We start from the raw sequence: 14,920 nt of genomic DNA on the forward strand, positions 1-14,920 counted from the left end.
GGAACAGGCATCTTGCCTGTTCATATATAATTATGTTGTGGAACAGGCATCTTGCCTGTTCATATATTAGCCACGGGCAAGATGCCCGTGCCACAATTAATCAATAAATTATATTGTGTTGTGGAACAGGCATTTTGCCTGTTCATATATAATTATGTTGTGGAACAGGCATCTTGCCTGTTCAGATATTAGCCACGGGCAAGATGCCCGTGCCACAATTAATTAATCAATAAATTATCTTGTGTTGTGGAACAGGCATCTTGCCTGTTCAGATATTAGCCACGGGCAAGATGCCCGTGCCACAATTTATCACTTAATAATCGCCTCCAGCGCCATATTGCCACGCTTCAACTAATCGGTGAAAATAGTATTGCTGTTCCGGTGCTAAATTTTTCACCTGCGGTTCTACGGCTTTCCCCAAAGGCTGCAATCCCGTATAAATTCCTAAATTTACATAATGAACCATCCAATCGAGCAAATTAGTTATTCCTACCTGCGGGATAATTTTCATAACTAATCCGGGATGGCTAATTGCTGTTTTAAACAGAATTTGGGACAAAGCCGGAAACAGCACGATATCTTGAAGAAACGGTTTGAGTACCGGTTCTCCCAACTCTTCCATAACCTGAAATACGGCAGCCAAAAGTTGATTGATTTGATTTGGGTCTATTTTCTGATTCATCGCAGCACTCATCGAACGCTGAAACAACCAGGTGACAGATAGATTCGGCTGGTAGGGTTGCAAAAGTGCGAGGGAATTTTTGTCGAGACTGTCGCTTGTCAAAGCTTCGTCAATTCCTAAAGTCAAGCGTTTGAGGTGACGCACCATTGCGCCGAAACCGCCGAAGCTGAGGGGAGATTGGCTACCGCTGCTGTCTCCGACTGGGAGTAGGCGATTGCAAGACGTTTTGAGAGGACTTTGACGATAGCAGGGGAAGAATCCGTAGAGTGCTCTTTGGAATTTTAATTGTTCGAGTTCGACGTTTTGATATTGGGGAAGCAAGCGCAAATACTCTTCAAATAATGTTTCTAAACTGAATCTTTCTGTGTCGGCGTCTATGTAGGTAAATAAGTAGGTGGTGCGGCCGTCTCTGGCTGGAAATGCTTCCCAAAAATATTGGCACTGATTTTGCATTGGGGTGAAGGATGCAAATATATCGCCGGTGTCGTTTTTGGGGTATCCTTGAGCGCAACTACCGACTACTAAACATACGGCGTCGGGTTTTTTCCCTTGTCTAGCTTGGCGGACAATGGGCGAAAAATGTCCCATTGCGTCTAATAATAATCTGGTTTTAAATAAATTTGTAGCAGGTTGTGTATCGGTGTTAGCCGATTCTACAAGGACTCCATTTGGGTGAATGGTTGCTGTTTTAAATGGTGTATTTTCAAATAGCTTTCCTCCAGCTTGGAGGAATCGCTGTTTCAGGGTTTCTAGGAGGTAAACTGGGTCTATTCCGATGTTGAGTACGTCGCGCACCCAAATGTCTGGGGTGTTGGCAAAGCTGATGCGGGCTGGGTTGTATTCGGTGGCTATGGCTTTTTCTATCTCTTCAACTGATAGCAGATTTAGTTCTAAGAATGCGTCTAATTCTTTGCGAGAAATGTTCCATTCTTGATCGCGGCCTCGCAGGGTGCCGCGTTCTATCAAGGCTACTCGCCAACCCCGCACGGCTAGGGCTGTACCGATTAATATTCCTAGGGTTCCGCCGCCGATAACTATGTCGAAGTCGAGGGTTTCGAGGGGTTGTTGGCTGTGTTTGACTGCTTGGGGTGTTGGTGCGGTGTTTTGTTTGAGGTTTTCCCAGAGTCGATCGACTTTTCTCAGGCCTCCGAGGGCGTCTCGTGGCAGTTGGGAGAGGATTTGTTCGGTGAGGGACATCGGGTTTTAGGATTGAAGAGTGGTGGATTTTTTATAATTTAGCTTAGATTCACATTTCCGACAGTTTCAGGGCTGACGCATGGGGTGGCGAGAATGCCGGTTTATACTAAGATGTTGCACCACTGTCAATAAGCTTTTTAGGAACAGGCAAGATGCATGTTCCACAAAGAGTAGATTTTCTTGTGGAACAGGCATCTTGCCTGTTAAGCGAGAATGGTGCAAGATGTGAGTTTCTACGAATTTTGGGCTTAGTAACGAGAAATCTAGGAATCAACCGGGTTTATGAGGTTGGGAGTGCGATCGCGAACCGAGTTTTTATAATCATACAAAGAAACCCGGTTTCTGAAAAAAAACCGGGTTTCTACCTCTCGTTGGTAAGTCTGGGGAATTATCTTCAATCAGCGGTGCTTAATTCTTCAACTCGCAGCCGATCGCACAAAATTCGCTCGCACACTATACCACCCGTATCCGCACTCCTGCAAACTTCTAACTGAGCTTCCGGCAACGCTTCAAACAAAAAACGTTCCCCCGGAAACACTGTCCGCTCAAAATACCAATTAGGAATATTTGTAATGCGAGCGATTTGCACTTTGCTAGTATTATTTAGATACCAACACAAAATGCGCGTATGACCTTCGGAAATTACCTGATTTAGTGTCAAATTCATCTTTTTAACTTGTTTGTGCAATGGTGCGAGCGAGTGGCAAAAGGCCTAAGCTTATTATAGCATATTCCCAGTTAAAACATAATTTTTTATACATTTTTTTTACATTCTTTGGGTTAATTAATAAATTTCTCCGGGAAAACATCAGCGCCTTCCCCCTATTCCCAAGAAGGTGCAAAAGCCGGCATTGCTAAAGTGCAAGATTTCCATCCTCCCTTAACAGGTGCATTCAACAATTGACAGTGACCAACTGAACCTCTTGCCTGTTGGTAGTGACCGCAAAAATTACACTTGGAAGCCGGATTGCACCCGCGCTCGCTAATTACAAGGCTGGGCTGCTTTTGGGTTTGGTTGCGCTCGATAGTTAAAGTGTTCATTAAATTACTTTTTAAATGTTCAGTCTTAAGTATGACGGCTGGAGTGCAGTCGTGGCGTCTATCTCAAGGCTTAGTTCACCTTTAAGATTTGTTTAGGGATCGATAGAAAATATATTATTTTTGAGATGATCGAGCTAGGGAGCAATTGAATTTCCTTTCGATCGCATTGGCGGCCACGGCTTTAGGGTCGATCGCGCTTGCCGGGGGATATACTTCCTGAGACAGAGCTAATTATCCTCGCCTAAGTTGCTGAACAAATCGGCTAAAATTGTATTAGAAAATAAAAAACCTTCGGGATCGCTCAACCTCAAATTGCCCGAAAGCGGCAGTTTCGCGGCCTCGCCTAAATTTGAGATCGCCCCATCCGCAGTGATAATTTCTACCCATCCTTGCCGCCAGTAGGGCTGCAAACAACGCCAAATTTTATCAACCGTTTGCTGACTAAACTTTTCAGTCAGCGCCGACAGGCTAACTCCTTCTGCTAAACGCAAACCTAGCATCAGCGTTTCTAGCAAAATGTCATTTTCTGAGACTTGAAAATTTTGCTCAATTGCTGGGTACATATCATGCTGGGTTTCCCCCCCAATTTGTGGAGTAGCAGGGGAATTGAGGCCAGAGATCGATCGCACCCACTGATAATATTCTTGAGTTTTGCGAGGTCTAGTCAACCTCCGGCCTTCCACGTAACTCGCCGCCCCCATTCCCAAACCGTAATAAGGACGATTTTCCCAATAAACGCGGTTGTGGCGGCACTGATAGCCAGATCGAGCGTAATTAGAAATTTCGTAATGTTCGTAGCCAGCACCGGTCAGAATTTCCCGCGCCAAACGGTACATACCAGCAGCGGTTTCATCTGCTGGTAGCGGCTGCGCGCCTGCTTCAAAGTAGCGCCCGAAAGCAGTTAAGGGCTCAACAATTAAGTCGTAACTCGACAGGTGAGTCGGGCTAATTTCCACCGCCGATTTCAGGGAAGCTTCCCACTGTTCTAAAGTTTGGTGTGGCAGTCCCGAAATTAGGTCTAAACTGAAATTGACAATACCAGCCGATCGCACTATTTCTACTGCTTCAAAAATATCAGCGACAGAGTGCGATCGCCCGCAAGCTTGCAGCAATTCATCTTGAAAAGCTTGCACTCCCAAACTAACTCGATTTACTCCCGCCGCTGCATATCCCCGCAACTGTTCTAAAGTAAACGTACCCGGATCTATTTCTATAGAAATTTCCGCCTCAGCAGCAATGCCAAATTTGCCGTCGAGAGTCTCTAAAATATTGCTCAACTGACTGACAGAAAGCAGCGAAGGCGTGCCACCACCAAAAAAAACTGTTTTCAGAGATGCGCCTAAATTTTTAGTTGCTTGAATTTCTTGACACAGTACAGCAACATATTGCACAATTGTGCCGGAATTCTCGCCATTTTTGCGATCGCCCACCACAAAAACCGGAAAATCGCAGTAGTAACAGCGGCGGCGACAAAAAGGTATATGCAGGTAAGCCGAACTGGGAATGCCGGAATTTGTCGCTTGCACACTTTTTTTTAATTCAAATGTTAAATAATCTGTGGGAGGGTTCATTACATCTCAAGCCGAAAGCGCCACTTCAAATCTAAAGTTTTAATTAAACAATCATGAATAATTATGTATATTATGACATTTTCTTACCAAAAAAGCGCTGCGAACGATCGGCTCTTTTAATTTAACCTCGTACCCGTTTTGATCTGCCAAAATTCCCCAACAGCCCGCAGCGCGGTCTATTCGCACCTCGTGCCTGCTGGCGGCGGGGCGCGCTAAATGCCGATCGGCTCCCTGGCACATCCCCCAAAGGGTACAACGGGTAAATATAAGTTTATAAAAATCCCTCAGCAAATATAGCGATATCCGACCAAAGCATGAAAACAAGTATCAGCACTAGAAAGATATAATAGGAATAAATTCATTAACCTAGAACTAATGCTAGACGCAATCATAATAATCTCATTCATAATCGCAGGCGGAGGCATCGGCTATTACGGAGTCGAACTCCTGCCGAGCAATCTCCTGCTGCAAGTTACAAATATACAAGGCTTAAGTTCTGTACTAGGTTCCTTTGGAGCATTAATCGGCTTCGTGATGGGATTGGTGGCTCAAACAACCTATCGACGCCTGGAAAAACAAGTCCGCGATATGCCAGTGGAGATGCTGCTGACGCGGGCGATCGGCTTAATCATCGGACTGCTAGTAGCAAACTTAATGCTGGCTCCGCTATTCCTGCTGCCAATTCCCCGCGAGTTCGGCTTCATCAAACCTTTAGTCGCAGTCTTGGGTAGCGTCATGTTCGGCTTCACAGGCGTCAGCTTAACAGACACCCACGGCCGCGCTTTCTTGCGACTGATCAACCCCAAAAGCTTTGACACGGTGTTGGTAGCCGAAGGTACTTTCAAACCAGCAACTGCCAAAGTTGTCGATACTAGCTGCATTATTGACGGCCGAATTGAAAACTTGCTAGAAACAGGTTTCCTCGAAGGTCAAATTATCGTGCCGCAATTCGTGCTCCAAGAACTGCAACTGGTAGCTGATTCCGCCAACGATCAAAAGCGAGTGCGCGGGCGCCGCGGCTTAGATGTACTCAACCGCATCAAAGAAACATATCCAGAACGGATTCAAATTCACTCGGCTGACTACGAAGATATTGCCACAGTCGATGCGAAATTAGTCCGATTTGCTTTGGATATCGACGGCATTTTGCTCACCAACGATTACAACTTATCGAAAGTAGCTACAGTCCAAAAACTGCCGGTTTTGAATATCAACGATTTGACTCATGCGGTGCGCCCGACTTATTTGCCGGGAGATACGATCGAACTAAAAATTCGCAAAGAAGGCAAAGAACCCTCTCAGGGAATCGGTTACTTGGATGACGGCACAATGGTTGTCGTAGAAGCAGGAAGCAGCTATGTCGGAGGCGAAGCCAGAGTCGTAGTCACCAGCGCCCTGCAAACCAGCGCCGGCCGCATGATATTCGCCCGTCCTCAAGAATCCGTTATTGTTTAAAACTGAGTAACAATGGCCAGGGCAATCAGAATCAAATATTGCGATCGTTGTTCCCAATCTGCCCCGACTCTCTACCGCGCCCGGTATGACGAGTCGGGGCAGTGGTTTTTTTTGTGTCTTAAATGTTGGGAATCGGTAAGTAAAAACAATCCTTTTTACTTCTACGGTGGCACTTGGAAAGCCAGCAAGAAAAAATAGCAATTACCAGCTTCTTCTTCTTTTCTCTTCCTTCGCGTCCTTAGCGTCTTCGCGGTTCAATCATATCAATATCAGTGATTCTAGAGTAATTAAAATCAACCAATCCCGATCGCATCTTCATACAATGTCTCGATCGCACAGCTAAAATTCACGCTAGCAAACTGAACTTCTTGTCCTTGAGTGTAAGGATAAAGCACCCACAAACCCTCTGCATTCCGGCGAAAAGACTCTACACTAACTCTTTCTTGATTGATTAATACATACTCTTGCAAACTTTCGGAAGTACGGTAATCGGCAAACTTTTCACCTCTGTCAAAAGCCGCTGTTGTTGGCGATAAAACTTCCACAATTAAGCGCGGGTAGATAATGAAATCTTCAGCAGTATTTCTGTCCCGTTCATCGCAACTCACCGCTACATCGGGATAGTAATAGAAATTTGATGTCTCATTCCGAACTTTCATGTCTGCCATGTAAGTTATGCAGCCACTTCCCCGAAGATGGTTTCTCAACAAAGTTGCTGCATTTACACTAATGATGACATGAGCTTTGCTTGCCCCTGCCATTGCATAGATTTCACCTTGTCTGTACTCGTGTTTGATCGGACTGACTTTCTCGCCTGCTAAATAATCTTCAGGAGAGACGTAGGTGTCGCTTTTACTTGCAACCATATAATTTTAAGGTTGGTGAGGATTACACAATTATAGCCCAATACGCTTGGGTTAGCGCTTTCAGACGAATTTCATTTCACGCATTTATGAGAGTTGCAAACTTGTGAAAGGAAATCAGATTATTCTTATCCCCAGCGTATTGTTTAATGTGTAGGTTTTCTCGCCACAGATTCGATTCATGGGGAAATTGAATGCGATCGCAGAACCATCAAACAAACAACTTTGTGGGATTAAAAGATTTCTGTCAATGCGTAAATCCTAGCTTTGTTGATAACCTGAACTAATAAGTCTTATAAGAAATTCTGTATCTAAATATACACTTTTTGTATAAATCATGACATTTGTCAAGTTATCCTGACATTAAGGGCTATATTCCACAGCTTAGCTACAAAATTTGTAACCTCCAGAGTTGAGAAGGTACTCCAAGCTTTTACCAGGCTAGGGGCTTTGGTTGTTGGCGTTGGCACTCCAGCTAAGTTCTCAGATTTTAGTCGTCCGTGAAATGTGATATGAGTTGAAATCTCCCAAATTCATGCCGAAACTAAAAGAATCTTTTAATCACCCCCATACCGAACCAGCCGATACCGCGATTCGCCTAAAGCAGCATAAAGACCTGTTTTCCTGGCTTTCGATCGCGGCGGGGCTAATTTTTCTACAGGGGTATATGATTGCTCCCCTGATTCCACGTTTGGCTGAAGTTTTTAATGTTCCCGTTCAGGAAATCGGCTTTATCGTTCCAGCCTATATGCTGTCCTATGCACTGATGGCATTGTTCTTCGGCCTCCTGTCCGATCGCTTTGGTCGATGGTCTATTATTCGCATCTCGCTTGCTCTTTTTGTCATTTTCACGGCTTTAACTGCCACTGCTCAAAATGCTTCGCAGATGGCAACCTGGCGGCTATTAACCGGGATTGGAGCAAGTGGTGTGATTCCCCTTACCTTCGCCTTAATTGGCGATTTATTCCCGTTTGATCAGCGAGGTGCCAAGCTAGGATTGGTGTTTGCAGCAATGGAAGGGGGAATGGCAGCAGGCTCTGCGGGGGGAGCGATTCTTGAGCCATTTGTAGGTTGGCGATCGCTCTTTCTCGGTACTGCTGTGCTTGCTGCTGTTGTGCTTTGGCGGCTTCATCCTTACGGCTCTTTATTTGATACACCAAAAGTCACCAAATTACCGCCTATTCGCCACATCTTTAGGGGATACAGCCAGATATTAGCCACCTTTCGGGGAAAGCGTACATATGCTTATGTTCTGTGGAATGGTATCTACCACTCTGGGGTATATACATGGCTAGGGTTGTATTTATCGCAACGGTACAACATGGATGCCTTGAGCATTGGGTTAAACATTCTTGGGTACGGCGTTCCCGGTTTATTGCTGAGTTCTCTCATTGGTCAAGCTGTCGATCGGTGGGGACGGCGTTGGCTCGTTCCAGCAGGGTTGGTAATGGCTGCTGTGGCTGGGATTGGAATGATTTTTGAGATTCCGCCAATAGGAACGACGATCGCAGTTCTTATTTTGTCTTTAGGGTATGACCTGACTCAACCGTTGTTTGTCGGAATTGTGACCGATCTCGGAGATGACAACAATTTGGGCCAAACGATGGGACTGAAGGTATTTACTCTCTTTACTGGATTTGGTGTAGGCAGTATCATATTTGGAGAACTACTGCGCTTTGGATTTGGGCCTTCTCTTGCGATCTTTGGTGGCATTCAGTTGATAGTTGGTTTGATTGCAGTCCCACTATTCTGGCAGGAAGTCCCCTCTCGATTACGGGGTTAGCGACTGTTTCCCAAAGCAATATTGCATACATTAATACTGCTCTGTTGTAGACCATCTATAGAGCAATACGCTTGGGTTAGCCCTTTCAGACGAATTTCATTTCACGCATTTATGAGAGTTCCAGATTTTTGAAATACTCACCGGCCTGAAGGCGCGGTGAGTATTTCAGCTTTCCCCCAAATTTTTAACGTCGGCGCGGGGCCGGAAGCCTCGCACTATTGCCATTTTGCGGTTGCGGTTTTTCTTGTAGCTTCATCGTCAAACTAACCCGCTTTAACTTCTCATTCACCTCCAAAACCCGCACTTTCACAACTTGTCCGACTTTAACAATCTGTTTGGGGTCATCAACGAATCGATCGGCTAATTGAGAAACGTGAACCAAACCATCTTGGTGCACTCCCACATCAACAAAGGCTCCAAAGTTAGCTACATTCGTGATTATGCCTTCTAATTCCATCCCAACTTGTAAGTCGGAGATTTCTTTGATTCCTGCTTGGAAAGTGGCATATTTAAACTCGGCTCGCGGGTCTCTTCCCGGTTTTTCTAGTTCGGAAATAATGTCTCGGAGTGTTGGTTCACCCACTTTTTCTGTGACATATTTCTTGATATTTACAGTCTTGATTTTTTCCGATATTTGTGTTATTCCTGTCAGCGGCAAGTCTAAATCCTTGGCGATCGCCTGCACTACAGGATAACTTTCGGGATGAACTGCGGTATTGTCCAGGGGGTTTTCGCCGCCGCGAATGCGGAGAAATCCGGCTGCTTGTTCAAAAGCTTTGGGCCCGAGTTTGGGAACTTTCAGCAGTTGGCGGCGATTTTTAAATGCGCCGTTTTCGTTGCGGTAATTGACTATATTTTTGGCAACTGTTGCCGTCATTCCTGATACAAATGTCAGCAGTTCTTTCGATGCTGTGTTTAAGTCAACTCCGACATAGTTGACGCAGCTTTCGACTGTTTCGTCGAGTTTCTTTTTGAGCAGTTTTTGGTCAACGTCGTGCTGGTATTGACCGACTCCTATTGATTTCGGGTCGATTTTCACGAGTTCGGCGAGGGGGTCTTGCAAGCGCCGTCCGATGCTGACTGCGCCGCGAACGGTGATGTCGAGATCGGGAAATTCGGCGATCGCCACATCGCTTGCTGAATAAATCGATGCACCGGATTCATTCACCATGACTTTAATCGGTTTCCTGTCCATTTGGGCCAAAACTTCCGAAACAAATTCGTCTGTTTCGCGGGAAGCTGTACCGTTGCCGATCGCGATTAATTCAATTTTATATTTTTCAATTAAATGCTTGACAATTTTACCCGCTTGTTGTCGCTGAGCGGCCGCTTGGTGAGGGAAAATTGCTTGATATTCTAAAAATTGCCCGGTTTCATCGAGGGCGGAAACTTTGCACCCCGTGCGAAATCCCGGATCGATCGCCAGTGTCGGTTTCATTCCCGCCGGGGCCGACAGCAGCAACTCGCGGAGGTTGGTTTCAAAAGTGGCAATGGACTCGATATCGGCGACGGCTTTGTTGTGCGATCGTACTTCTGTAATTAACGAAGTCTTCATCAGTCGGTTGAAGGCATCCTTCAAAGTCGATCGATAAAACTCTTTAACTTCCGGTATCCTAGTTCTAATTTCCTGAGCTTCCAAATAAGCCATCACTGCGGATTCATCAAAAGCCAGTTCCAAATCTAAAACCCCTTCCGTTTCCCCGCGAAACAGCGCTAACATATTGTGCGATTGAACGTTTCTCGCTGCAACTTGGTAATTGCGGTACATTTCAAATTTAGTGCTTCCTTCCGGGAAATCATCTTTAATTTTCGAGACAAAAACTCCTGTTTTCATCAAAAATTCTCGCAAATAAGCCCGCAATTCTGCTTTTTCCGAAACCGCTTCCGCCAAAATATCCGCAGCACCTTTGAGAGCTTCTTCTGCTGTTTTAACGCCCTTTTCTTCCGAAATGTATTTAGCTGCTTCCGCCTCAAAATCTGCTGGTTTAGCCGTCGGTAAGTTCAGAGATTTGATAAAATTCGCCAGCGGTTCCAAACCTTTTTCCCTAGCAATTGTCGCTCGCGTCCGTCGCTTGGGTTTGTAAGGCAGATAAAGGTCTTCTAGTTCGTTTTTTTGCAAACAAGATTCGATTTTAGATTGCAGTTCTTCAGTGAGTTTCCCCTGAGAGCTAATCGTATCTAAAATCGACTTTTTGCGCTCTTCTATTTCCGTCAAATAGGTGAAGCGATCGGAGATATCCCGCAACTGAATTTCATTCAGCAAATCCGTGCGTTCTTTGCGGTAGCGGGCAATAAACGGAATAGTTGCTCCCTCGGCGAAAAGTTCCAGAGCATTATTGACTTGAGACAGATTAATGGAAAGTTCTTGAGCAATCAGTTGAGGAATGTCGATCATAGTGCAGAATTTCGGATCAGTCATTCGATTTTAGATTTTAGATTTTAGATTTTGGATTGACTTGCGCGAGATCAATTCGGGGGCGTGAGGATTTTAGATTTTAGATTTTGGATTGATTCCACGGATAAATTCAAGGGCTTGTACCATCAACAAATTCTTGGTCAATTTTAGATTTTAGATTTTAGATTAACTTCACAGAATAGAGCAAGAAAAGGGATTGTCCCAATTTTGTTAAAATCGTTTTCTAGGAGTGCGATCGTCTCGCACGGCAAAGCCGATATCTCTCGCTTCTAGCTCTCCGGCTTGCACTCCTGTGAAAGCATCATTGGGATGTTCCCATGATGTTAGCATAAATGGAGTCATTTCTCAATATTATATGTTTCCTTTTAAATATCCTGTGCCGCAAACCGATCCGCCGCGATCGCCCAGAGAAACGCTGCCGACGATGTACGATTTACCCAGCGAAGACCCGGAGGAACCTGGTTTGCCTGACGAATTTCACGATTTGCAGCCGCAGTTGTTGAGTCTGACGTTTCGACCTCGGAATTATCCGGCTTCTGAGATATTTAGCGGCACCGACATGAACCTTTATTATGACGTGCATCACACTCTGTGGCACAAGCGGCCGGATTGGTTTGGAGTTGTGGGAGTTCCCCGACTTTACGATCGCTCCGAACTGCGGATGAGTTATGTTACTTGGCAGGAAGGCGTGAATCCTTTTGTCATTGTAGAACTGCTTTCGCCGGGAACGGAAAAAGAAGATTTAGGCGACAATACCGATGAGGAAAAGTTGCCATCTCAGTCGGGAAACGCTGCGGGTAACGGGCAAGTTTTGGATCGGGAGACGAAGGAGGAACCGCCTAGAAAATGGGAGGTTTACGAGCAAATTTTGCGGGTTCCTATTTATGCCGTTTTCAGCCGCTATACTAACAAATTGCGAGTGTTTGAATTGAAGGGCGGACACTATCAAGAATTAGAATTGCCCGAGTCGCGAGTGTGGATTCCTGACCTAAGTTTGGGCTTGGGTTTGTGGCAAGGAGAGTTTCAAGGAATCGATCGACTGTGGTTGCGCTGGTATGATGTTGATGGCAATTGGATTCTGACGGAAGCGGAACAGCAACGGCAGCGGGCCGAGTCAGCGGAATCTAGGGCTCAACAAGCAGAAGCTCAATTGCAGTCTTTAATTCGGCGACTGCGGGAATCTGGCATCGATCCCGATCGATTTTTAAACGGTTAGAGAAGACTGAAGTCCTGACTAATATTATGTCCGGTTGATTACCCCTAATAAGGTAGAGGCGGGTTCACGAAAAATATCTGCCAATAATTGACAATCTCAAAAACCCGCCCTTTTAATCGCGGTCACTCGATCCGAGATGATATAAAAACTGGTTCGCAGTCAGGACTTTAATTTTTTTTACTTCAACATCAGACTGAAAGCCTCACTATACACAGGCTTTAACATTTGATCAAAACTTGATTGGTTGCGGCTGGTTTGCTTGTTGCTGATACTCTTTGGGGTCAACTCATCCCTGTAGGGAGATTGATGCAAATAAGCTTTACCGACAGAACCAAAAAGTTGCAGTTTGTCAGAAATCACCGATTGCATGGCATCGATAGCTTTTTCCATTATTTCCAACAAATCCGGATCTGCCTCCGAAATGCTACTTTTTAACACGTCCATATAAGCTTCGCGAACTTCCGTATTCACATTAAATTTAGATACCCCGAATTGAATACATTGATGAATCATTGACTCCGGCAAACCGCTAGCACCGTGCATCACTAACGGCACTGAAACAGCAGCCCGGATTTTTGCCAGACGCGGAAAATCCAGTTTCGGTTCGCTGAAATATTTGCCGTGAACGTTACCAATTGTTACGGCTAAAAAATCCACCTTCGTTTCTTTGATAAACTCTACTGCTGCTACGGGATCGGTCATTCTTGCGGCTTTCTCCTCGATTGTCAAACCGTCTTCTCTGCCACTAATTCTGCCGATTTCTGCTTCAACTGCCGCACCGTTAGCGTGGCATAATTTAGTCATTTCCCGGCTAAATATTAAGTTTTGTTCGTATGGCAAAAAAGAACCATCTGCCATAATTGATTTGATGCCGGCGGCTAGGCCCAGGTGAATGTCTTTTTCTGAGGTGCTGTGATCTAAGTGTACTGCGATCGGCACTAAAGATTTCCGGGCCGCTTCCATGCACAGCGCGACTAAAGGCGATTTTCCGTATGGCAGGGCGCTGGGGTGAAGTTGCAGTATAGCAGGACTGTGCAGCGCTTCGGCGGCATTAATGACGGCTTTTACTCCTTCGAGGTTGTAGACGTTAAAAGCGCCGATCGCATAACCATTTCTCAAGGCCGTGTTCAGCAATTCGCTAGTTGACGCGAGCATATAGTACCTGCTTTAAAAACTTTTCTGAATGTTGATCATTCTATCAAAGTTCAAGGGCAAGCTCAGCGTAATTTTTGTTTATTTTAATTGCGAATTCTTCCGCTACTATTTATTGTTATGTCGAGCATTATATCAAAGTTCAAGGGCAAGCTCAGCGTAATTTTTGTTTATTTTAATTGCGAATTCTTCCGCTACTATTTATGTTGTAAAGTGCATTTATTCTTGGCTAAGGTGCGCCTAGCGCACCTTACTACTAAGTTATTTAAACTATGTTTGTGCGTTTCCAGCGTGCAAACCGCACTCTTTTACGGTCGCTTCTTCCCACCACCAGCGACCTTCGCGTTCGTGTTGGTTCGGCAATACCGGCTTTGTACAAGGTTCGCAACCAATGCTTACAAAACCGCGTTCGTGCAACTTGTTGTAAGGCACATCCAAAGCGCGAATGTATTCCCAAACCTCTGCCGAAGACCAGTTTGCTAAGGGGTTGAATTTAATTAATTCATGGTCAGGAGTTGAGAATGCAGTGTCAACTTCAATAACCGGAATACCGTTGCGGGTACTGGGACTTTGGTCTTTGCGCTGACCGGTAATCCAAGCATCGAGAGTATTCAGTTTGCGGCGCAGCGGCTTGACTTTCCGCACGCCACAGCATTCTTTGTGACCGTCTTGATAAAAACTAAACAATCCCTTTTCTTCTACTAGGGCTTGTACTTCTGCTGCATCGGGAAACATTACTTCTAATTTAATGCCGTAATGTTTTCTGACTCGATCCAAAAACTGATAAGTTTCCGAGTGCAATCGTCCGGTGTCTAGGGTGAAAACGCGGAAGTTTTTGGTAATTTTTGAGGCAATATCGATCAAAACTACATCTTCAGCCCCGCTGAAAGAAATGGAGATATTGTCAAAATTTTCTAGGGCAAATTTGAGAATGTCTCGCGGTGTTTTTTGACTGTATTCTGCTTCTAGCGCGGCAATGTTGAGATTTCTTTGGATGGCAACCATATTTTCGGGTTTTCGGTGTTCTTTTCCTCTAGCCCTTTATTATAGCCGATCGCCGTCTCTCTCTCTCCGACTAATTTGACAATCAAGCCATGTCGTCCGGGGCCCCCGGATTCATCCGTGAAGCGAAAAAAAAGCTTTGAATGCTCATCGCCAGCCCCCTGGGTTTATCAGTGAGGTCGCTTTCTTCAATCTCTTCAATTTCGTCAATCTAAAATCTAAAATCTAAAATCTAAAATCGACTGGCCGCATCTTGCAGCAGTCTTTTCGGCTGGGCCCACAATCAAGCTCAAGGATGGCGATCGCCCAGTAGAGGAGTTTTGGTGAACCCAAAACTCCTCTACTGGGTAAAATGGGACTGTCGCGCGATCCATTGAATTTGCCCCCCAATTATAAATCGCACACAATAAAATTATTTAAATGTCATTGTTACAATCCGAAAATTTGACTTGTCTCATTAATTAAATAAGGATCGCGAATTAAATAACTTACAATTTTAATTGTTATTGTGGGATGGGCGTCCCGCCCGTCCTTTTTGGACG

General features: G+C 45.1%; 13 protein-coding genes. 4 read left to right on the forward strand and 9 right to left on the reverse strand.

Translation table 11 applies throughout. The features are described from left to right. Nucleotides 1–51 precede the first annotated feature (51 nt). Nucleotides 52–192, forward strand: a complete 141-nt coding sequence (locus QUB26_RS06380) for a hypothetical protein (RefSeq protein ID WP_333317169.1) — start codon at nt 52–54, stop codon at nt 190–192. 121 nt (nt 193–313) lie between these two features. On the opposite strand, the gene QUB26_RS06385 is transcribed toward QUB26_RS06380, so the two are convergent. The 4 genes from QUB26_RS06385 to hemW form a co-directional block, all read right to left on the reverse strand. Continuing rightward, nucleotides 314–1,879, reverse strand: coding sequence for an FAD-dependent oxidoreductase (locus QUB26_RS06385; protein ID WP_333317171.1), 1,566 nt, complete (start codon nt 1,877–1,879; stop codon nt 314–316). 394 nt (nt 1,880–2,273) lie between these two features. Beyond that, nucleotides 2,274–2,546: a DUF1830 domain-containing protein gene (locus tag QUB26_RS06390; RefSeq protein ID WP_333057596.1), complete on the reverse strand. Its 273-nt coding sequence runs from the start codon at nt 2,544–2,546 to the stop codon at nt 2,274–2,276. Between the two features lie 155 nt (nt 2,547–2,701). Continuing rightward, nucleotides 2,702–2,920 carry a hypothetical protein gene (locus QUB26_RS06395; protein WP_333211550.1) on the reverse strand — a complete coding sequence of 73 codons (219 nt, stop codon included), beginning with the start codon at nt 2,918–2,920 and terminating at the stop codon, nt 2,702–2,704. Nucleotides 2,921–3,147: 227 nt separating this feature from the next. Then, on the reverse strand, nt 3,148–4,491 hold the full coding sequence (gene hemW / locus QUB26_RS06400; protein ID WP_333243871.1) for a radical SAM family heme chaperone HemW: 1,344 nt from the start codon (nt 4,489–4,491) through the stop codon (nt 3,148–3,150). Nucleotides 4,492–4,866: 375 nt separating this feature from the next. Between hemW and QUB26_RS06405 the strand changes: the two genes are divergently transcribed. Then, nucleotides 4,867–5,946 carry a PIN/TRAM domain-containing protein gene (locus tag QUB26_RS06405; RefSeq protein ID WP_333243874.1) on the forward strand — a complete coding sequence of 360 codons (1,080 nt, stop codon included), beginning with the start codon at nt 4,867–4,869 and terminating at the stop codon, nt 5,944–5,946. Nucleotides 5,947–6,239: 293 nt separating this feature from the next. On the opposite strand, the gene QUB26_RS06410 is transcribed toward QUB26_RS06405, so the two are convergent. Next, nucleotides 6,240–6,812: a Uma2 family endonuclease gene (locus QUB26_RS06410; protein WP_333243877.1), complete on the reverse strand. Its 573-nt coding sequence runs from the start codon at nt 6,810–6,812 to the stop codon at nt 6,240–6,242. A 532-nt stretch (nt 6,813–7,344) separates the two neighbouring features. Here QUB26_RS06410 and QUB26_RS06415 point away from each other — a divergent pair. Further along, nucleotides 7,345–8,592 carry an MFS transporter gene (locus tag QUB26_RS06415; RefSeq protein ID WP_333243880.1) on the forward strand — a complete coding sequence of 416 codons (1,248 nt, stop codon included), beginning with the start codon at nt 7,345–7,347 and terminating at the stop codon, nt 8,590–8,592. Between the two features lie 184 nt (nt 8,593–8,776). Here QUB26_RS06415 and QUB26_RS06420 read toward each other — a convergent pair whose 3' ends face one another. Next, entirely contained in the window at nt 8,777–10,987 is a 2,211-nt protein-coding gene (locus tag QUB26_RS06420) for a Tex family protein (protein ID WP_333243891.1), read from the reverse strand. Between the two features lie 376 nt (nt 10,988–11,363). On the opposite strand from QUB26_RS06420, the gene QUB26_RS06425 reads away from it, so the two are divergent. After that, nucleotides 11,364–12,224, forward strand: coding sequence for a Uma2 family endonuclease (locus QUB26_RS06425; RefSeq protein WP_333243883.1), 861 nt, complete (start codon nt 11,364–11,366; stop codon nt 12,222–12,224). 177 nt (nt 12,225–12,401) lie between these two features. On the opposite strand, the gene QUB26_RS06430 is transcribed toward QUB26_RS06425, so the two are convergent. From QUB26_RS06430 to QUB26_RS06440, 3 genes are all read right to left on the reverse strand, one after another. Continuing rightward, nucleotides 12,402–13,379, reverse strand: coding sequence for a class II fructose-bisphosphate aldolase (locus tag QUB26_RS06430; protein ID WP_333243885.1), 978 nt, complete (start codon nt 13,377–13,379; stop codon nt 12,402–12,404). Between the two features lie 267 nt (nt 13,380–13,646). Then, nucleotides 13,647–14,381, reverse strand: coding sequence for a phosphoadenylyl-sulfate reductase (locus QUB26_RS06435; protein ID WP_333243888.1), 735 nt, complete (start codon nt 14,379–14,381; stop codon nt 13,647–13,649). A gap of 215 nt (nt 14,382–14,596) precedes the next feature. Continuing rightward, the gene (locus tag QUB26_RS06440) at nt 14,597–14,752 is read right to left on the reverse strand and encodes a hypothetical protein (protein WP_333291453.1); all 156 of its coding nucleotides are present in this window, start codon (nt 14,750–14,752) and stop codon (nt 14,597–14,599) included. Between the last annotated feature and the right edge of the window lie 168 nt (nt 14,753–14,920).

The organism is Microcoleus sp. B4-C1 (assembly GCF_036705285.1).
In the GTDB taxonomy this organism is placed as follows: domain Bacteria; phylum Cyanobacteriota; class Cyanobacteriia; order Cyanobacteriales; family Microcoleaceae; genus Microcoleus.

Excerpts from the sequence above, each read along its gene's own strand:
- QUB26_RS06395 (WP_333211550.1), bottom strand. The coding sequence starts at position 2,920 with ATGAACACTTTAACTATCGAGCGCAACCAAACCCAAAAGCAGCCCAGC.
- QUB26_RS06405 (WP_333243874.1), top strand. The coding sequence starts at position 4,867 with ATGCTAGACGCAATCATAATAATCTCATTCATAATCGCAGGCGGAGGC.
- QUB26_RS06425 (WP_333243883.1), top strand. The coding sequence starts at position 11,364 with ATGTTTCCTTTTAAATATCCTGTGCCGCAAACCGATCCGCCGCGATCG.
- QUB26_RS06385 (WP_333317171.1), bottom strand. The coding sequence starts at position 1,879 with ATGTCCCTCACCGAACAAATCCTCTCCCAACTGCCACGAGACGCCCTC.
- QUB26_RS06430 (WP_333243885.1), bottom strand. The coding sequence starts at position 13,379 with ATGCTCGCGTCAACTAGCGAATTGCTGAACACGGCCTTGAGAAATGGT.
- QUB26_RS06410 (WP_333243877.1), bottom strand. The coding sequence starts at position 6,812 with ATGGTTGCAAGTAAAAGCGACACCTACGTCTCTCCTGAAGATTATTTA.
- QUB26_RS06415 (WP_333243880.1), top strand. The coding sequence starts at position 7,345 with ATGCCGAAACTAAAAGAATCTTTTAATCACCCCCATACCGAACCAGCC.
- QUB26_RS06435 (WP_333243888.1), bottom strand. The coding sequence starts at position 14,381 with ATGGTTGCCATCCAAAGAAATCTCAACATTGCCGCGCTAGAAGCAGAA.
- hemW (WP_333243871.1), bottom strand. The coding sequence starts at position 4,491 with ATGAACCCTCCCACAGATTATTTAACATTTGAATTAAAAAAAAGTGTG.
- QUB26_RS06390 (WP_333057596.1), bottom strand. The coding sequence starts at position 2,546 with ATGAATTTGACACTAAATCAGGTAATTTCCGAAGGTCATACGCGCATT.
- QUB26_RS06420 (WP_333243891.1), bottom strand. The coding sequence starts at position 10,987 with ATGATCGACATTCCTCAACTGATTGCTCAAGAACTTTCCATTAATCTG.
- QUB26_RS06440 (WP_333291453.1), bottom strand. The coding sequence starts at position 14,752 with ATGGATCGCGCGACAGTCCCATTTTACCCAGTAGAGGAGTTTTGGGTT.